The 19,588-nt window shown below is 36.8% G+C and carries 17 protein-coding genes; 13 read left to right on the forward strand and 4 right to left on the reverse strand.

Features of this window, described 5'->3' with window-relative positions; translation table 11 throughout:
* Positions 1–40: 40 nt before the first annotated feature.
* Positions 41–826: a 7-carboxy-7-deazaguanine synthase QueE gene (locus tag H6F32_RS01425; RefSeq protein ID WP_190367552.1), complete on the reverse strand. Its 786-nt coding sequence runs from the start codon at positions 824–826 to the stop codon at positions 41–43.
* A gap of 319 nt (positions 827–1,145) precedes the next feature.
* Here H6F32_RS01425 and H6F32_RS01430 point away from each other — a divergent pair, with 319 nt between their 5' ends.
* From H6F32_RS01430 to H6F32_RS01470, 9 genes are all read left to right on the forward strand, one after another.
* A complete protein-coding gene (locus H6F32_RS01430; protein ID WP_190367553.1) occupies positions 1,146–2,210 on the forward strand; it encodes an anti-sigma factor antagonist in 1,065 nt (354 codons plus the stop codon).
* A 1,005-nt stretch (positions 2,211–3,215) separates the two neighbouring features.
* Complete coding sequence (locus H6F32_RS01435) at positions 3,216–3,719, forward strand: universal stress protein (protein WP_190367554.1); 504 nt, start codon at positions 3,216–3,218, stop codon at positions 3,717–3,719.
* Positions 3,720–3,742: 23 nt separating this feature from the next.
* Positions 3,743–4,255 (forward strand): bidirectional hydrogenase complex protein HoxE, encoded by a 513-nt coding sequence (hoxE, locus tag H6F32_RS01440; RefSeq protein ID WP_190367555.1) that lies wholly within the window; start codon positions 3,743–3,745, stop codon positions 4,253–4,255.
* Positions 4,242–5,843: an NADH-quinone oxidoreductase subunit NuoF gene (gene nuoF, locus H6F32_RS01445; protein ID WP_190367556.1), complete on the forward strand. Its 1,602-nt coding sequence runs from the start codon at positions 4,242–4,244 to the stop codon at positions 5,841–5,843. The genes hoxE and nuoF overlap by 14 nt, the downstream gene beginning before the upstream one ends.
* A gap of 173 nt (positions 5,844–6,016) precedes the next feature.
* Positions 6,017–6,733 (forward strand): bidirectional hydrogenase complex protein HoxU, encoded by a 717-nt coding sequence (gene hoxU, locus H6F32_RS01450; RefSeq protein WP_190367557.1) that lies wholly within the window; start codon positions 6,017–6,019, stop codon positions 6,731–6,733.
* 52 nt (positions 6,734–6,785) lie between these two features.
* Entirely contained in the window at positions 6,786–7,325 is a 540-nt protein-coding gene (locus H6F32_RS01455; protein ID WP_190367558.1) for a DUF3122 domain-containing protein, read from the forward strand.
* The gene (locus H6F32_RS01460; RefSeq protein WP_190367559.1) at positions 7,312–7,857 is read left to right on the forward strand and encodes an oxidoreductase; all 546 of its coding nucleotides are present in this window, start codon (positions 7,312–7,314) and stop codon (positions 7,855–7,857) included. The genes H6F32_RS01455 and H6F32_RS01460 overlap by 14 nt, the downstream gene beginning before the upstream one ends.
* A gap of 60 nt (positions 7,858–7,917) precedes the next feature.
* Complete coding sequence (locus H6F32_RS01465; RefSeq protein WP_190367560.1) at positions 7,918–8,532, forward strand: CP12 domain-containing protein; 615 nt, start codon at positions 7,918–7,920, stop codon at positions 8,530–8,532.
* A 60-nt stretch (positions 8,533–8,592) separates the two neighbouring features.
* Complete coding sequence (locus H6F32_RS01470; RefSeq protein WP_190367561.1) at positions 8,593–10,041, forward strand: Ni/Fe hydrogenase subunit alpha; 1,449 nt, start codon at positions 8,593–8,595, stop codon at positions 10,039–10,041.
* Positions 10,042–10,386: 345 nt separating this feature from the next.
* On the opposite strand, the gene H6F32_RS01475 is transcribed toward H6F32_RS01470, so the two are convergent.
* Positions 10,387–10,770 carry a pentapeptide repeat-containing protein gene (locus tag H6F32_RS01475; RefSeq protein ID WP_190367562.1) on the reverse strand — a complete coding sequence of 128 codons (384 nt, stop codon included), beginning with the start codon at positions 10,768–10,770 and terminating at the stop codon, positions 10,387–10,389.
* A 1,065-nt stretch (positions 10,771–11,835) separates the two neighbouring features.
* Here H6F32_RS01475 and H6F32_RS01480 point away from each other — a divergent pair.
* From H6F32_RS01480 to H6F32_RS01490, 3 genes are read left to right on the forward strand one after another with little or no spacing between them, the layout of a single operon-like run.
* The gene (locus H6F32_RS01480) at positions 11,836–12,342 is read left to right on the forward strand and encodes a DUF29 domain-containing protein (protein WP_190367563.1); all 507 of its coding nucleotides are present in this window, start codon (positions 11,836–11,838) and stop codon (positions 12,340–12,342) included.
* A 2-nt stretch (positions 12,343–12,344) separates the two neighbouring features.
* The gene (locus H6F32_RS01485; protein WP_190367564.1) at positions 12,345–12,800 is read left to right on the forward strand and encodes a hydrogenase maturation protease; all 456 of its coding nucleotides are present in this window, start codon (positions 12,345–12,347) and stop codon (positions 12,798–12,800) included.
* Between the two features lie 28 nt (positions 12,801–12,828).
* Positions 12,829–15,591 carry a bifunctional acetate--CoA ligase family protein/GNAT family N-acetyltransferase gene (locus tag H6F32_RS01490; RefSeq protein WP_190367565.1) on the forward strand — a complete coding sequence of 921 codons (2,763 nt, stop codon included), beginning with the start codon at positions 12,829–12,831 and terminating at the stop codon, positions 15,589–15,591.
* Between the two features lie 67 nt (positions 15,592–15,658).
* Here the strand turns inward: H6F32_RS01490 and H6F32_RS01495 are convergent, their stop codons facing one another.
* On the reverse strand, positions 15,659–16,036 hold the full coding sequence (locus H6F32_RS01495) for a DUF1823 family protein (RefSeq protein ID WP_190367642.1): 378 nt from the start codon (positions 16,034–16,036) through the stop codon (positions 15,659–15,661).
* A gap of 701 nt (positions 16,037–16,737) precedes the next feature.
* On the opposite strand from H6F32_RS01495, the gene H6F32_RS01500 reads away from it, so the two are divergent.
* The gene (locus tag H6F32_RS01500; RefSeq protein ID WP_190367566.1) at positions 16,738–18,840 is read left to right on the forward strand and encodes a M3 family metallopeptidase; all 2,103 of its coding nucleotides are present in this window, start codon (positions 16,738–16,740) and stop codon (positions 18,838–18,840) included.
* Between the two features lie 419 nt (positions 18,841–19,259).
* Here H6F32_RS01500 and H6F32_RS01505 read toward each other — a convergent pair whose 3' ends face one another.
* A complete protein-coding gene (locus H6F32_RS01505) occupies positions 19,260–19,496 on the reverse strand; it encodes a hypothetical protein (RefSeq protein WP_190367567.1) in 237 nt (78 codons plus the stop codon).
* Positions 19,497–19,588 lie beyond the last annotated feature (92 nt).

The following is a 19,588-nucleotide window of genomic DNA, read 5'->3' on the forward strand; positions in this document are numbered from 1 at the left end:
CTAAAAATAAAAGAACTGACTACTGGTGGCTGATAGCTCACTACAACTGATTTAACATTTTATGAGTTTGGGGAATTACTCTAACCGACTTGACAAAGTCTTTCATTAATGCTTGCCATTGTAAAATTTGCTCTGGGGAGGGTGGTAGTATAGATGGCGAAGAACGTTCTAAGGGTGTAACAGGTTGTAAAAATATGCTGATATTCGGAGATATACCCCCTACTAAACAAGAGGCACGCTTTAATTCTTCTATATCTGTATTCTGAGAAACAATTATTTTCACAAATACTTCTGTGTAAGATTGAAAACAAATTTGCAAAAACTGTTCATGTTCTGTCCAGTATGTTTCACCACTAACACTAGGTAACTTTAAATCCATGCCTACAGAGTCTAAATAAGGGAGAATAAGCTGTAACTCTTTGGGACGATGGCCACCAGTCTCTAAGTAAATGGGAAGTGGAATGAGCGATCGCAATTGTGGTAAAAATTGTTGCAGGAACCCTACATGAAGCAAAGGCTCTCCACCAGTTAAACTGATGCTATCGTGAAGAAAAGATAAGTTTTGCCTATTGATCCATCTAAGCAAATCCTGTAATTTAACAGGATTAGAGTGAATTTCAAAATCTCTGAGTCCTGGAGAACGCTCAATTTTACAAGTAGGAGGTGTATTCCAGGTATGCATACTATCACAAAAGGAACATCGCAAATCACAAATAGCAAAGCGAATAAAAATTTGCCTGGTTCCCACATTCATACCCTCACCTTGAATGGCAGAAAAAACTTCAATCAGTCGTGCGGTAGAGTCAATTGTATCTTTAGTAATCATAATGATGATATGGCAAAAAATAGGGAATAGGGAATAGGGAATAGGTGGCACATTTGAAAGTATCAAAAATGTGTGTTTATTTAGCTAAATTTTGGATCTCTTTCAATTCCGTAGGGTTTTAAGACAGCAAACAAAAAAAATAAGAAAAAATAAAGTTTTTGTCAACGCTGCTTAAGAAGTGCTTCTATTATGAAGTTTTACTAGTGATCTTGTTACTTATTCCTAAAAATTAGATAAGTTGTACTTGATCATACAGATTTAACATAGACTTAATTGTTTTGTTAAGAAAAAATCACCAGAAAATAGATTAAATCAAAAAATGGCAACTAAAGTGCAAAGCCTGATGAGTAGCCAACCAGTACCAGCAGAATTTCCCATTGTTTATCTAGAAGGTGTGGCCATAGTGCATATACCAACTAGATTAAGCGTAATTGAAGGTGTAGCCTTTAAGCAAACCTGTCAAAATTTAATTGCAGGAGATTCACAGCTAAAAAAAATTATCATAGACTTCCAACAGACCACCTTTATGGATAGTAGTGGTTTGGGATCTTTAGTGAGTAACTTTAAAAACTGTCAAGGGCGGGGAATTAGTTTGATCTTACGTCATGTTACTCCTCAAGTAATGGCAGTGTTAAATTTAACAGGATTAGATCAAGTATTTACCATTGAACCTTTAACAAATCCAGTATCAGGAGAAATAAATGAGAGTATAGATACAAGTGAGAATAGTACCAGTAAGAATAGTATAAGGAAAGTAGACCCACTGCCGGAAACTCACCCTTCTATAGCATCTTGGACTAAAAGAGTTATTGATATTGTCGGTTCAATAGTGGGTTTAATTCTTACCTCTATTTTGTTTATTCCTATAGCGATCGCCATCAAAATAGACGATCCTGGTCCAATTTTCTTTAAACAAATTCGCTGCGGTTGGATGGGTAAGCGTTTTTATATTTGGAAGTTTCGCTCTATGTGCGTAGATGCAGAAGCCAAAAAATCCCAAATAGAGAACCAAGTACAAGGAGCGTTTTTTAAGAATGATCGAGATCCCCGCATAACCAAAGTAGGGAATTTTTTACGCCGGACTAGTTTAGACGAACTACCACAATTTTGGAATGTCTTGAAAGGAGAAATGAGTTTAGTGGGAACCAGACCACCCACACCCGACGAAGTAGAACGTTATGAAGTACCAGAATGGCAACGTTTAGACGTAAAACCGGGAATGACAGGTCAATGGCAGGTTAAGGGGCGTTCTAAAGTGCGTAGTTTTGAGGATGTAATTCGTTTAGACTTGCAGTATCAAAAGAATTGGAGTTTAATGTATGATATAGAGCTAATTTTGAGAACCATAGCTATTTTGTTTAATAAAAATAGTGGTGCAGTATAGCAGCAGTCAGCAGATCCAGGAGTCAGGAGGAGATGTAAAAATTTCTTTGGTCACTTGACCACAAAAGTGCAAGGCTTCGCCGTGAGGGTCAGCCGAACGGTTTTTGAGGCTATAGATGCCATATCTTTGCACTTTATTTTTGTATCAAGGTTTTTTATTCAGCAAACCCTAGTTATCTGATTCTACAGGTAGGGGTTTAGCAGTGCTAGGGTTTTTCGTGATTTTGGAAAAGTCCAAACCCAAGCGGTGTTTAGTATATTTAATCCCTAGTACCGCAGAGCGGAAGTCATGCATTCAAAACTAACATAACACAGTATAGGCTTTTGGACAATTTAAAATGGTTGGTTTATTTACGCCAAGCTGTACTAGCATAATTTTATTAGGACTTACGCAAGTGTCACAACAAAAATCTTTTATACGGTGTGGTTCGACAAGCTCACCAACCGTGTCAAACGGTATACCTGCAAATAAACAGGTTGTTGATATCTGACGCACCCTACCAATGTTCCAATTGCGTAAGTCCTGTTTATGTAATTGTCAATTATCAATTTGTAAGTAAGCTAATGTGCAGCACTCACTGTATAATTAAAAAACCTGAAGTTACAGTAGCACAAGCATCTTGCTTGTATTAATTATTCAAGTTAAAGGCACAACAGCTTATTCAGCTATCACTAGCCAAGCAATTCAGTCAGAAATTTTAATTTTACAGAATATTATTTGCCTCGGTTTCTTTTAATTCTTTGTCTTTCAAGATTTCATGTACATAGCTGATGAATTAAAATGCTTACATCAGTTTTTAATTTATCCTCACAAGATCCTCAAATTTTTGATTTATAAGAAGATTGTAGTCTCAAAACTAGGGGAGAAAATTGAATCACAAATTTAACCAAAGTTTGGTATTTACAAAACTTTACACCAAAGCGAAATTTCAGAGAAATTCAAACTTAGTAATTTTTCAAAAGCCAGCAATAGAAAACAAAACGCACGCATAGAGGTATCTAACTCATGTTTAATAAAATTCTAGTGGCCTTGGATCGATCAAATATGGCAAATCAGGTTTTTAAGCAATCCTTGTCCTTAGCAAAATTAACATCTGCTAATTTAATGTTAGTTCATGTATTATCACCTGAAGAAGAAGGTAGTCCAGAGGCTTTAATTTTTCCCAATATTGACTATTATCCAGGATGGAATGAACAAAGTTTTCGATTATACCAGGAAAATTGGGAAAAATTTAAAACTCAAGGTTTAGAAATGTTACAAAGTTACAGTAGCCAAGCCAATACTATCGGGGTTAATACGGAATTTTCCCAAAGCACAGGTAATCCCGGAAAGGTAATTTGTGAAATAGCCAGGGTTTGGAATGCTGATCTAATTATCATGGGCAGACGGGGACTTTCAGGTTTAACAGAATTGTTTCTCGGCAGTATCAGTAATTATGTGCTACATCATGCCCCATGTTCAGTACATATTATACATTTACCTGTATCAGTAGAATCTTCTATAGAATAGCGTATTACAAAGGATTATAAATAATGAAAACTTCTGTCTCCGGGACTGAAACTCATCCTAGTGGAGATAAACGTTTAAAAATGTTGGATGCAACTATTAAACGTCATCAATATCAACAGGATGCCCTAATTGAAATTCTCCATCGAGCTTCCGAATTATTTGGATATTTAGAGTTAGATTTGTTACTTTATATTGCCCATAGTTTAAAATTACCACCTAGTCGGGTATATGGGGTAGCAACCTTTTATCACTTATTTTCTCTAGCTCCCAAAGGTAAACATAGTTGTGTGGTTTGTACTGGTACTGCTTGTTATGTTAAAGGAGCGCAGCAAATTTTAAACAGTTTAGAAGATGTTACACATATTCGCGCTGGAGAAACTACTGCCGATGGTGAAATTTCTTTGATGACAGCGAGATGTTTAGGAGCGTGTGGTATTGCACCAGCGGTAGTTTTTGATGGTGTAGTTTTAGGTGCACAAACCTTAGAATCAGTATGTAAGCAAGTGGGACAATGGCAAAACAATGGAACTAAATGAACTATTAGAAATCGCTAAAGCAGAACATTCTCAAGCTAAACCTATCCAAATTCGCTGTTGTACGGCTGCGGGTTGTCTCTCGTCTCACTCGCAAGAGGTTAAGGATAATTTAGAGGCTTCTGTCAAAGCTGCCGGTCTGGAAGGACAAGTACAGGTTTATGGCGTGGGTTGTATGCGTTTGTGTTGTCAAGGACCTTTAGTAGAAGTAGAAAATTTAGAAAATCCCGCAGAAACAAAATTGTATGAAAAAGTTACTCCCCAGGATGCTGTAAAAATCGTTGCTGAAGTGGAAGGGGAGGAAACGGATTTACAAAAAGGGGACTTGCATCAGCCCTTTTTTGCTGGTCAATTACCCATTGTGTTAGAAAATAGCGGTAAGGTTGACCCAGAACGAATACAGTCGTATATTGCTGCCAAAGGGTATCAAGGACTTTATCAAGTATTGCGAGAAAAACAACCTGCGGAAGTTATAGAAACCATAAATAAGAGTGGTTTAAGAGGTAGAGGAGGAGCGGGATATCCTACGGGATTAAAATGGAGCACGGTGGCAAAATCCAAAGGTGATAAAAAGTTTGTCATCTGTAATGCTGATGAAGGTGATCCTGGTGCATTTATGGATCGCAGTGTATTAGAAAGTGATCCCCATCGGGTCTTAGAAGGGATGGCGATCGCTGCCTATGCCATTGGTGCAAGTCAAGGTTATATCTATGTTAGAGCCGAATATCCCACTGCTATTAAACGCCTAGAAATTGCTATCCGTCAAGCCCAAAGGTTGGGAGTGCTAGGAACAAAAATCTTTGATTCTCCCTTTGATTTTAAAGTAGAAATCCGTATTGGTGCGGGTGCGTATGTTTGTGGAGAAGAAACAGCACTAATGGCTTCCATAGAAGGTAAACGTGGTGTTCCTCATCCCCGTCCACCTTATCCAGCAGAATCAGGTTTATGGGGCTATCCCACCTTAATTAACAACGTAGAAACCTTTGCCAATATTGCCCCTATTATCCGTAAAGGTGCGGATTGGTTTGCAGGAATTGGCACAGCTAAAAGTAAAGGTACAAAAGTTTTTGCCTTAGCTGGTAATATTCGGAACACAGGATTAATTGAAGTACCAATGGGGACAACATTACAGCAAATTGTGGAGGAAATGGGCGGAGGTGTCCCAGGAGGAGGTATTGCTAAAGCCGTACAAACTGGTGGACCGTCTGGGGGATGTATTCCCGCATCAGCTTTTAGTACACCTGTAGATTATGAATCCTTATCTGCATTAGGATCAATGATGGGATCAGGAGGAATGATTGTCATGGATCAAAGCACAAGCATGGTTGATGTGGCACGTTTCTTTATGGAATTTTGCATGGATGAGTCTTGTGGTAAGTGTATTCCCTGTCGTGTGGGAACAGTACAGTTACATGATTTACTCACAAAAATCAGCAAAGGGGAAGCAAGTCAGGCTGATCTAAACTTATTAGAGGAATTGTGTGATGTTGTAAAATTCACAAGTCTGTGTGGTTTAGGACAATCTGCACCTAATCCTGTATTTAGCACATTGCGATATTTCCGAGAGGAGTATTTAGCATTAGTGAAGTGATAGGGAACAGATAAGCTAATGTGCAGCACTCACTGTATAATTAAAAAACCTGAAGTTACAGTAGCACAAGCATCTTGCTTGTATTAATTATTCAAGTTAAAGGCACAACAGCTTAACAGGTGACAGTAATAAAAGGAATCTTCCACTTATCAATCACCAATTACCAAATTATTATGACTGTAAAAACTTTAACGATCAATGGTGAATTAATCAGCGCCCGCGAGGATGAAACATTATTAGAAGCGGCAAAAGAAGCGGGTATTCATATACCCACATTATGCCATTTAGATGGTGTGGGAGATGTGGGAGCTTGTCGTTTATGCTTGGTAGAAATAGCAGGAAATAATCGTTTATTGCCAGCTTGTGTTACCAAAGTTGCCGAAGGAATGGAGGTAAATACAAATAGCGATCGCTTACAAAAATACCGTCGGACAATTATTGAAATGTTATTTGCTGAAGGTAATCATATTTGTTCCGTTTGTGTTGCTAATGGTAACTGTGAATTGCAGGATTTAGCAATAGAATTAGGTATGGATCATGTAAGATTAGAATATCAAAATCCCCAACGTTTTGTAGATACTTCTCATGATAGTTTTGGCATTGATCACAATCGTTGTGTATTATGTACTCGCTGCATTAGAGTATGTGATGAAATCGAAGGCGCACATACTTGGGATATGGCAGGAAGAGGTACAAAATCTCATGTAATTACCGACTTAAATCAGCCTTGGGGAACTTCTCAAACCTGTACTTCCTGTGGTAAATGTGTTAATGCTTGTCCCACTGGTGCAATTTTCTATCAAGGTTCTAGTGTGGGAGAAATGAAGCATGATCGCAGTAAAATCGAATTTTTAGTAAATGCGAGAGAGAAGAAACAATGGAACTTTTAAAAGTTAATTCTTTGGTGAATTATTCCCTAATTTGAGGAGGTAAATTTATTTAATGTTAATTTTCCTTGGAAAAATATGGCGCAGTTTATCAATAGTCCTGTTGATAATATTCATAACATTTACATTCCTGAGTTTAGAAAGTCTCACATCTGAAAATGCTATTGCTGCTCTCACTCAAATAGAACAAACATCAGGAGAAGTTCTTTATCGCTCACAGGTAAAATTAGATGACAACTTGGGTAAAGTTTGGCAAGTAATTTTATTTAAACAAAGCTATCCAGGGGCAATATCTAATATTAATCTCCGTTTAGTAGGGTTTCCTGGTTCTGTGGAATTAATTCATCCGCAATCGTTAAGAATTACTACCAATACAGGTAAAATATGGAATGCTAATGATATATTTTTAGATGAAGCACCAGCACCTACAATTGGTCAATATGATTTCACTGAAATATTGCCCCAATTACCACTAGAATCTTTAAATCTATCTATAACTTTACCTGGTACAAAATTCGTTAATATCTCAGTTCCTGTTCATGTCGTCAAAGAGTGGAAATCAATAACTAATAAGGGTAAAAATGTCCAAGATTAAATTAGCAACAGTTTGGTTAGGTGGATGTTCTGGCTGTCATATGTCATTCTTAGATTTAGATGAATGGTTGATAGACTTAGCCGCCCACGTTGATGTAGTTTATAGTCCCATTGCTGATATTAAAGAATATCCAGAAAATGTAGATGTAGTATTAGTTGAAGGAGCGATCGCCAACGAAGAACATTTAGAATTAATTCACACCATTAGAAAACGCACAAAAACCATAATTTCTTTTGGAGATTGTGCTGTAACTGGTAACGTTACCGCCATGAGAAACCCCACAGGAAACGCCGATGTGAGCTTACAATTAGCCTATATTCATGGCGCAGATATTAACCAACAAATTCCCTATGAACCCGGTATAGTTCCCCCATTACTGGATAGAGTCGTACCCGTTCATCGTATAGTACCAGTTGATATTTATCTTCCTGGTTGTCCACCTTCTGCCCCTCGTATTCGCGCCACCATAGAACCTTTATTAAAGGGTGAAATGCCAGAAATGGTAGGACGAAGAATGATTAAATTTGGGTAACTAGTGATTGGTAATTGATAGTTGATAATTACTGACTCTTGACTTATTTAGAGGTAAATTATGTTAACCGCAGCAGATGTAATGACCAAAGATGTGGCCATGATTAAAGGTTCAGCCACCGTAGCCCAAGCAGTAAAATTAATGAGAGAAAGAGATTGGCGGGCATTAATTGTAGATCGTCGTCATGATCAAGATGCCTATGGAATTATTAGCGAAAGTGACATAGTTTATAAAGTCATTGCCTATGGAAAAGATCCTCATCAAACTTATGTTTATGAAATCATGACTAAACCTTGTATCGTTGTCAATCCTGAACTTGGTTTAGAATATGTAGCGCGATTATTTGCCGATCATCGTTTACATCGTGCCCCAGTAATTAGTGATAAATTGTTAGGAATTATCTCACTAACTGATATTTTAGCTAGAACTGGTTCCTTAGAAAAACCTCGCGCAATTTTCTTACAAGAAGAATTACAACAAGAAGTAGAAAAAGCTCGGAAAATCTGTGCAGAAAAAGGTCTCAATTCTAGAGAATGTGCAGCAGCTTGGGATGTAGTAGAAGAAATTCAAGCAGAAATTGCCCACCAACGAGCTATGAAACCGGTAAAAACACCTTTTGAACAATACTGTGAAGAATTTCCAGAAGCAGAAGAAGCAAGAGTTTATGATTTATAAATTAGTGAATAGGGAATAGTCATATTTTACCAATCACCCATCACCCATCACCAAATAATTATGAAAAAAATTGTTATTGATCCCGTTACTCGCATTGAAGGACACGCCAAAATTAGCATTTTCTTAGATGATGAAGGTCAAGTAAATGATGCCCATTTTCATGTCACCGAATTTCGCGGTTTTGAAAAATTTTGTGTCGGTCGTCCTTTTCATGAAATGCCTGGAATTACCGCCAGAATTTGCGGGATTTGTCCCGTAAGTCATTTATTAGCATCAGCAAAAACTGGAGATAAAATACTGGCTGTTACTATTCCTAAAACTGCGACAAATTTACGTCGTTTAATGAATTTAGGGCAATTAGTTCAATCCCATGCTTTAAGTTTTTTTCATCTCAGTGCGCCGGATTTATTATTAGGAATGGATAGCGATCCCGCCCAAAGAAATATATTTGGTTTAATTGCTGCTGATCCTGAATTAGCTAGAAGTGGGATTCGTCTCCGTCAATTTGGCCAGGAAATAATTGAATTATTAGGAGGTAAAAAAGTCCATCCCTCTTGGTCTGTTCCTGGGGGAGTAAGTGACCCTTTAACTTCACAAAATCGTACTCACATTCAACAAAGAATACCTGAAGCAAAAGCCACTACTATTAATGCCATAAACTTATTTAAAACCCTGTTAAAACCATTTGAAAAAGAAGCCCAAACTTTTGGTAATTTCCCTAGTTTATTCATGGGTTTAGTCACTGCCGATGGTTTATGGGAAACTTATGATGGAAATCTTCGTTTTGTTGATAGTGCAGGTAACATTGTTGCTGATAAACTCCAAGCAGATAATTATCATGAATTTATTGGTGAATCGGTACAACCAGATTCTTATTTAAAATCTCCTTATTATCGTCCATTAGGTTATCCTGAAAGTGGTGATAATTGTCGTTTAGATAGTGGAATGTATCGCGTTGGACCATTAGCTAGATTGAATATTTGTAGTCACATTGGTACACCTTTAGCAGATGCAGAATTAAAGGAATTTCGCAGTCATGGTAAAGGGGCTGTACAATCATCATTTTTCTATCATTATGCACGGTTAATTGAAATTTTAGCTTGCATAGAACATATAGAAATATTACTTGATGATCCCGATATTTTATCAACTAATGTACGTGCAAAAGCTGGTATTAATTGTTTGGAAGCTGTGGGAGTTAGTGAAGCACCAAGGGGTACATTATTCCATCATTATCAAGTAGATGAAAATGGATTAATGTTAAAGGTAAATTTGATTATTGCTACTGGTCAAAATAATTTAGCTATGAATCGTACAGTTGCCCAAATTGCCCGGCATTTTGTTAACGGTAATGATATTAAAGAAGGAATGTTAAACCGTGTGGAGGCTGGAATTAGGGCTTTTGATCCTTGTTTAAGTTGTTCCACTCATGCAGTAGGACAAATGCCTTTAGTCATAGAACTAGTGGCAAAAGATGGAACAATAGTTAATCAAATTTGCCGGAATTAGTTCAGATGTGCAGATCCCTAAATTTTTAAACAAGTCATGGATAAGCTGATGTGCAGCTAAACTACAGCACATTCCATTTACATGAGGTGGACTATAGTTACAGTAGCACAAGCATCTTGCTTGTATTAATTATTCAAGTTAAAGGCACAACAGCTTATAAGAGTTTGGAATATGTACTACAGATAGATAAGGTGCATCAGATATTATAAATCTGTTATTATAAATCCGTTGATTGATAGAATTTATGGAATCTGACGCACCCTACAATACTTAGGGGTTTTTAGTCTTTTTTCTGATAAAATATTTTAGGATGGCTGATAGCTAACGGCTGAATGCTTACCTTTCCTATTTTAAGTTTACTCCTGCTGCTTTAGCATTAAAATTATCAGGAAAATGAGTATTATGATCACAATCAGCTTTTTCTAAATTAGCTCCATTTAAATTAGCTTGACGCAAATCAGCAGATAATAACATTGCTCCTTGTAAATTTGCATCACTTAAATTTGCTTGACTTAAATTGGCATAACTCAAGTCGCATCCTCGTAAATTTGCACCACTTAAATTTGCTTCACTAAAATCAGCATAACTAAAATCAGAACCTTTTAGATCAATGCCTTGCAAATCAGCATTAGCTAACTCAGCTTTTTCAAAGTCTCGTTGTCCTGATGCGTATTCTTGCAAAAGAATAGCAGTACTATCAATGGGTTGTTGAGGATTTACTTTAGGCATAGAACAACCTCACAATTTATGTAAATTTGTTACTGTTTTTTTAAAACTAACCAGATTTATCATATAACTAAAATGCTGTCTTCACATAAGTTTGTGTTTAGAGTTTTGATTTCCTCACAAGTTCCTCAAATTTTTTTGTTATTTATAAATTCGAGGATAAATCATATTGAGATTTATCTGTTAGGTAATATTGTTTAATAACAGGAGGAATGAAGTAAATAGTAACATATTTGCGGAATTAATAACCAATCATTTACCTTGATTTAACCTTTGGAGAAAATATCACTTGATCTAGCTTTATAACAGCACAAGATGGAACTGTAATATTTCAAACGCCCCAAGAAGTTACGCAACTTAACTTTGTTTTGTATCAGGACTTACACAACTGGCACATTGGTAGGGTGTGGTTCGACAGTATAAATCATGTAAATAACCAAATTCTTGATATCTGCCGCACCCTACAACAGATTTTTTAGTGTGACACTTGTATAAGTCCTATGTATAACACCACTCTCAATAACCTAATAATTTCTGCAAGCTTCAGTAATTAGTTTGGCGAGGAGGTAGGAGTGGAAACGTTTACTTAAAATACTGCCTTGTCTAATTTCTACCTTGCAACTTCAGCTATAATAAGCTAATGTGCAGCACTCACTGTATAATTAAAAAACCTAAAGTTACAGTAGCACAAGCATCTTGCTTGTATTAATTATTCAAGTTAAAAGCACAACAGCTTATTATAATAAATACCAATGAGCAGTGCTAAACCCTAAACTTCGCACTTAGATCACATTCCGTCTACATGAGGTACACTATGAACACAGCAAGATGCCTGTGTTACAAGGGTTTTATCATTAACATCTGTACCTCATAATAACGGAAACTGCTGTAAGAGTCAGAAGTTGGTAGTTCGGAGATGCTTATTATTTAGCAAGTCATACTTTACAACTTGAGCTATAACGGGAATTGAGTTTCTTAGGATAAATAAACCGTCCTTCATTTCATAACATTTGATAACATATATGCTAAGATAACTAACAGACCTTAAATATTAAAAAGGGGACGTTAGTGAAACCACAATTAGATAAAAAACAATCTAATAACCAGTTAAATCTTTATGAACAAGATTTTCAACTGTGGATTGAACAAACGATTAGCTCCTTAGAAACAAAACAATTTAACTCATTAGATATTGAACATTTAATTGAGGAGCTTAAAGAGTTGGGCAAATCAGAAAAAAGAGCATTAGAAAGTAATTTAATGGTTTTATTGGCACATCTACTAAAACTTATGATACAAAATGATGCTCCTGATTCTATGAAACACAGTTGGTATCGTTCAATTATTGAACATCGTCAACGGGTTTTAATTGCTCTGAAAAATACTCCTTCTCTAAAATCCTATTTAGAAACAGCCTTAGAAATAGCCTATCCTGATGGGCGTAATTTAGCCATTCAAGAAGGGAAAAAAGCATCTTTTGGTGTTCGTATTCCCCAAGAAGATGAATACCCAAATATTTGCCCTTTTTCGCTAGAACAAATATTAGATCAAGACTTTTTTAATGTTCCTAGCTAATAATGATAACAGCAACAGTAATTGGTTATGGTAATGATTTACGTGGTGATGATGCCATTGGACAACGGGTAGCAAATACCATTGAATCATGGCATTTATCCAATGTAAAATCCTATAGTGTTCATCAATTAACACCGGAATTAGCAGCAAATTTAGCCCAAACAAATATAGTAATTTTTGTTGATGCTGGTGTTAATTGCCAAAGTGAGGATGTACAAGTAGAATCTTTATTACCAGCGATGGATCAAGAAATAAATGGACATACAGGAGATCCGCGATCGCTAATTGCCCTGGCTCAAATTCTCTATGGTCATTGTCCAGCAGCGTGGTTAATTACAGTACCAGGAGAGAATTTTGAACTAAGCGATCGCCTATCATCAAAAGCAGAAAAAGGAATGGCGATTGCCCTCACAAAAATTATTAGTATTCTTAATGGAATATCAATAAATGATAACTGATAAATGATCAAGTAATGGTAAAGGAAAAATGAGTAACAATTTCACTGAAAAAGCTTATGATATCCTGAAATCAGAAAGATTAAATCCTCTGGATAGTGTGTTTGCACCTAAAACAGTTGCTGTTATTGGTGCAAGTGAAAAACCTGGAAGTGTAGGTAGAACTTTACTATGGAACTTAATTACTAATCCTTTTGGGGGAACAGTTTTTCCCATTAATCCCCAACGTCATAGCGTCTTAGGAATTAAAGCCTATCCTACTATTTTTGATGTTCCTGAAAAAATAGATTTAGCTGTAATTGCTACCCCTGCATCTACAGTTCCGAAAATTATTTCTGACTGCGTGGAAGCCAGAATTAAAGCAGCAATTATTATTTCCGCAGGTTTTAAAGAAGCAGGAGAAAAAGGCATAGCTTTAGAACAACAAATACTTCACCAAGCGCACCAGGGAAAAATCAGAATTATTGGACCAAACTGTTTAGGAGTAATGAATCCAATTTCAGGTTTAAATGCCACCTTTGCTAGTAAAATGGCACAACCGGGAAACGTCGGTTTTATCAGCCAAAGTGGCGCATTATGTACATCAATTCTGGATTGGAGTTTACAGGAAAATGTTGGTTTTAGTGCCTTCGTTTCCATCGGTTCAATGTTAGATATTAGCTGGGGAGATTTAATTTATTATTTAGGGGATGATCCCCATACCAAAAGTATTGTAATTTATATGGAATCCATCGGAGATGCCCGTTCATTTCTTTCCGCAGCGCGAGAAGTAGCATTAACAAAACCGATAATTGTCATTAAAGCTGGAAAAACAGCAGCAGCAGCAAAAGCCGCAGCATCCCACACAGGATCATTAGCAGGAAGTGATGCAGTTTTAGATGCAGCTTTTAGACGATGTGGAGTATTAAGAGTTAATAGTATTTCTGACTTATTTGATATGTCAGAAGTACTAGCAAAACAACCACGTCCACAAGGAGCAAAATTAACCATTTTAACAAATGCTGGAGGTCCAGGAGTATTAGCAACAGATACATTAATAGAAAGTAAAGGAGAATTAACCCAAATTTCTGATGAAGTAATTAATTCTTTGAATGAAATTTTACCCACCCAATGGAGTCATAATAACCCCATTGATATCTTAGGAGATGCTGATCCTCAACGTTATACAAAAGCCTTAGAAATAGCAGCAAAAGATACTAATAGTGATGGGTTATTAGTAATTTTAACACCCCAAGCAATGACCGATCCCACAAAAATTGCTGAAGAATTAAAACCTTATGCAAAAATGACAAATAAACCCATTTTAGCAAGTTGGATGGGAGGAGAAGATGTGGCACAAGGAAAACAAATTCTCAACCGCGAAGGTATTCCTACTTATGCTTATCCCGATACATCAGCGCGGATATTTAGCTATATGTGGCAGTATAGTTATAACTTAAAAGGAATTTATGAAACTCCAGTATTACCCTCATTAGAATGTGATAGTAATTCTCGCAATTGTGCATTAGTAGAAAACATTATTAACGATGCCAGAAAAGCTGGAAGAACTATTTTAACAGAATTTGAATCTAAGGAAATATTAGCAGCTTATGGTATTCCCATAGTGGCTGTAAGTATTGCCAAAAGTGGCGAGGAAGCGGTAGAATGTGCGGATAAAATTGGTTATCCAGTGGTTTTAAAATTGTATTCTCAAACCATCACTCATAAAACAGATGTGGGAGGAGTACAGTTAAATTTACGCAATGCAGAAGCAGTTAAAAAAGCCTATCACTTAATAGAAACATCGGTATTAGAAAAGGCTAAACTTGAAGATTTTTCAGGCGTAACTGTACAGCCCATGGTAAAAACTAGTGGTTATGAATTGATCATTGGTAGTAGTTTAGATCCCCAATTTGGACCAGTATTATTATTTGGTGCTGGGGGACAATTAGTAGAAATTTTCCAAGATAGTTCTATTGCTTTACCACCTTTAAATACCACTTTAGCTAGAAGAATGATGGAACAAACCAAAATTTATAAAGCATTAAAAGGGGTCAGAGGTAGACAAAGCATTGACTTAGCAGCTTTAGAGGAATTATTAGTAGTATTTAGTCACTTGGTAGTAGAACAACCTTGGATTAAAGAAATTGACATCAACCCATTATTAGCTATTCCTCCCAGTCCCGATCATCCAGGTGGTTTAATAGCATTAGATGCTAGAGTAGTTTTACATTCTCCTAATGTGCAGAAACATCAATTACCAAAATTAGCAATTCGTCCTTATCCCAGTCAATATATAGGCAAGTGGCAATTAAAAAATCACATACAAACTATCATTCGTCCCATTCGTCCCGAAGATGAACCATTGATGGTAAAATTCCATAAAACACTATCAGAAGAAAGTGTGTATTTACGCTATTTTCACTTAATTAAATTAAGCCAAAGAATTGCCCATGAAAGATTAACCAGAATTTGTTTTATTGACTATGATCGAGAAATGGCATTAGTCGCAGAATATCACAACCCAGAAACTCAAGAACCGGAAATTTTAGCAGTGGGAAGACTGAGTAAATTACATGGTAGTAATGAAGCAGAATTTGCTATGCTAGTGAGCGATCGCTATCAACATCAAGGTTTAGGGACAGAACTACTCAGGAGATTAATAGAAATCGGTAGAAATGAGAAAATTTGCTGTATCTATGCTCATATTTTGGCAGATAATACAGGGATGCAAAGAGTATGTGAAAAACTGGGATTTAAAATATCACATACTAACGATGTCACAGTATTGAAAGCAGAAATCCAACTCACATAGCGCGTAAAAGCGGAATAGCAGACAGCACATTCTCCTCTGCTACTCTGCGTCTCTGCGTGAAACAAAACTATTCTATTTTCCCATAATTAAGCATCATATAACTTAACAACCAACTCACAGCAGTCGCTCTTCTAGTTTGTCGAGGTCCAAACTCACCAATTTTATAACCCTTAAAACCTAATTTCTGCTTTAGTAATTGTTTATTTTCCTGGGGAATAGAACGAGTTAATTTCACAGTAGCAGGACGAGATTCAATAAAATTTGGAGGCTGTGGATATTCACTCCGCCATTCTGGTTCTACCTGCTTATTATCATAAGTTTGAGCATTGTCATCGTAACGATAACCTAAATAATACCATAGCAATCTATTCACGGCATCATCATCAATTGTATCATTAATGATCGCCCACATAGTCTCTGTATTTAATGGTGGTAATTCAGTCATCATCTTAATTAGAAATTAAACAACAAAGTAGATAAGCTAATGTGCAGCACTCACTGTATAATTAAAAAACCTGAAGTTACAGTAGCACAAGCATCTTGCTTGTATTAATTATTCAAGTTAAAGGAACAACAGCTTAAATACCTCAGCAAAATAAATTTATAGCAGTTTTCATGTATTTAGACCACACTCTAAATTAATTTTAGTCTTTCTTTGCGCCTTTACTCCTTTGGATCTTTGTGGGAAACCAGAATCAAAATGTGGTTCATTTACCTGACAATTGCTATAAGTTTTGTAACATTAACGCATCACCATAGTAGATTATCCTACTTTTTGTGAACATAAGATCACTCAGTGGCAAATTTTCTGGATAAATACCTCAGTGAAATTACTGAATTTTCGGAAAATATGATTTTTAGACTTCCAAATTGTTTAGCAAAGTTACATTATTAGTTATATAAAAAGATCAAAAGTAAGCATTCAGTTAATACCTAGTAGTTAGCAGTCAACTGTTTCCAGCATACACCTAAAACCACTATACTCTTAAGTATAAGTTTCAGTATCAGTGAGAGCTACAACAAGCTCATAAGTAAATGCTCAAGGCTGATAGCTGATAGCTAAACGCTAAATGCTGAATGCTCATAGCTCAAAATCAAAAATCTCCGTCCCTGTATAATTAATTATTTGGCTACTAAAAGACTACCATGCGTGCAACTGCCATTATTTCTGAACATCCCCTACTCCAAGGCTATGGTTTACCCCCTTTTATGGATATTAAACCAGAGCAAGTTGAATCAGCCTTTAGCCTTTTGTTAACAGAACTTGAAAAGCAGTTGGCTGGGCTGGAAAATAATATAGAGCCTACTTGGAGCGGTTTAGTAGAACCACTAGAAAAATTAACCGAAAAACTCAACTGGAGTTGGGGAATATTGAATCATTTAATGGGTGTAAAAAATAGCCCTGAATTACGTAACGCCTATGAAAAAGTACAACCGTCCGTAGTTCAGTTTATGAACAACCTGGGGCAAAGTAAACCAATTTATAATGCTTTTAAAAGTATTCGCAAAAGTGATGATTGGAAAAATTTAGAATTAGCCCAAAAGCGTATTATTGATGCTGCTATTCGTGATGCTGAATTATCTGGTGTCGGTTTAGATGGGGAAGCCAGAGAACGCTTTAATATGATTCAGATGGAATTAGCCGAACTTGCTACTAAATACGCTAATCATCTCCTGGATGCCACTAAAGCCTTTACTTTGGTGCTAAAGACGAAATCAGAGGTTGATGGTCTTCCTAGTAGCTTATTGAGCCTTGCAGCCCAAATAGCACGAGCATCTGGAGAGGAACAGGCCACACCAGAAAATGGACCTTGGCATATTACCTTGGATTTTCCCAGCTATTTTCCATTTATGCAGCATAGCACTCGCAGAGATTTAAGAGAAAAGCTATATAAGGCGTATATAACTCGTGCTTCTTCGGGAGAATTAGATAATAATCCTTTAATTGAACGAATATTAGCATTACGCCAGGAATTAGCTCATTTACTGGGTTTCGCTAATTTTGCTGAACTCAGTTTAGCCAGTAAAATGGCAGAAAGTGTGGGTGCAGTGGAAAAGCTATTAGAAGAATTGCGTTTAGCCAGTTATGATGCTGCATTTAAGGATTTAAACAAATTAACTGATTTTGCTAAATCTCAAGGAGCAATAGAAGCGGAAAATTTACAACATTGGGATGTGAGTTTTTGGGCTGAACGTCAACGGGAAGCAAAGTTTGCTTTTACTGCGGAAGAGTTACGTCCTTATTTTCCCCTCCCCCAAGTCCTAGATGGCTTATTTGGGCTAGTAAAAAGGTTGTTTGGGGTGACAGTGACACCAGCAGATGGTCAAGCCCCAGTATGGCATGAGGACGTGCGTTATTTCCAAATAGCTGATAAACATGGTGCACCCATAGCTTACTTCTATTTGGATGCTTATAGTCGTCCAGCAGAAAAACGTGGTGGTGCTTGGATGGATGTATGTATTAATCGTCGCAAATCCACGGAAAATGGTGTTACCACTATCCGCTTACCTGTAGCCTATTTAATTTGTAATCAAACTCCTCCAGTGGATGGTAATCCTAGTTTAATGACTTTTGATGAAGTGGAAACCCTGTTTCATGAGTTTGGCCATGGTTTACATCACATGATGACTAAGGTTGATTATATGGGCGCTGCTGGCACTAATAATGTGGAATGGGATGCAGTGGAATTACCAAGTCAATTTATGGAAAACTGGTGTTATGACCGTCCTACTTTGTTTGGTATGGCTAAACATTATCAAACTGGGGAGTCTCTACCAGAACATTATTATCAAAAGTTATTAGCTGCGCGTAATTATATGAGTGGTTCGGCTATGTTACGCCAAATTCATTTTAGTAGCGTAGATATGGAGTTACATTATCGTTATCAGCCTGGTGGTAAAGAAACTGCGGCTGATGTGCGCGATCGCATAGCTAAAACTACTACCGTACTACCCCCTTTACCAGAGGATGCTTTTTTATGTGCCTTCGGTCATATTTTTGAAGGTGGTTATGCGGCTGGATATTATAGTTATAAATGGGCTGAAGTTCTGAGTGCTGATGCCTTTGCCGCATTTGAAGAAGCAGGTTTAGATAATGAAGCAGCTATAGAAGAAATTGGTAGACGCTATCGAGATACCATATTAGCTTTAGGAGGTAGTCAGCATCCTATGGAAGTATTTAAAACCTTCCGAGGTAGAGAACCTAGCACCAAAGCTTTATTAAAACATAATGGTCTTTTGAGCAAATAAAAAACTGCGAAGTGCCTAGTACGGAGTGGAAATAAACCACAAACTGACTAGTTATACTAAACACCACTTGGGTTTGGGCTTTTCCAAAATCACGAAAAACCCATCTGTGTAGGGGTAAAGCATGAGCTCATAAGTGTCAATTTAAGTACAGATACTATGGCATACGCTACGCTACCATTCCCAGTCGGGCTATGGGTTTTACGTTAAGTACCAATGAGCAATGTGTTTTACCGCTACAAATCCAGGTTTTTCGTAATTTCGTAAAAGTCCATCTCCTAACCGTGTTTAATATAGAAACACAGAATATTCTCCGTCAGGCTATGATTTTTACGTGAAATTGACACCAATGGTAGCTGGTATACTCCTACAACGAGTCAGAATCAAGAAATTTCTTCCCGCATTCAGTGACTCGGTGACTCCTACGCTACCACCTCTTGCTTTTGACAGTCAAATAACAATTCAAAAGCACCATCAGGAATCAGTTGTCTGATGTGCTGTATATAACCTTCTGCATCAGAACGACTACGGAAACGTGCTACTATCTGCCGTTCTTGTTCCGAAACTTTACGGGCAATAACCCAACTATTCAATCTTTTTTTGTAACTGTTAGCTTGATTTTCTACACGGGTATTGTTACTATCAGTATTTTGTGCCATGATTATCTTATCCATATAAATTAAGTACACTAAATACACAACGTTAGTTTATCTATCTGAAGATCTACTAGCGTTTTTATTAGATATCTCCA

The sequence above is a fragment of the Anabaena sp. FACHB-1237 genome (genome assembly GCF_014696225.1).
In the GTDB taxonomy this organism is placed as follows: Bacteria; Cyanobacteriota; Cyanobacteriia; order Cyanobacteriales; family Nostocaceae; genus FACHB-1237.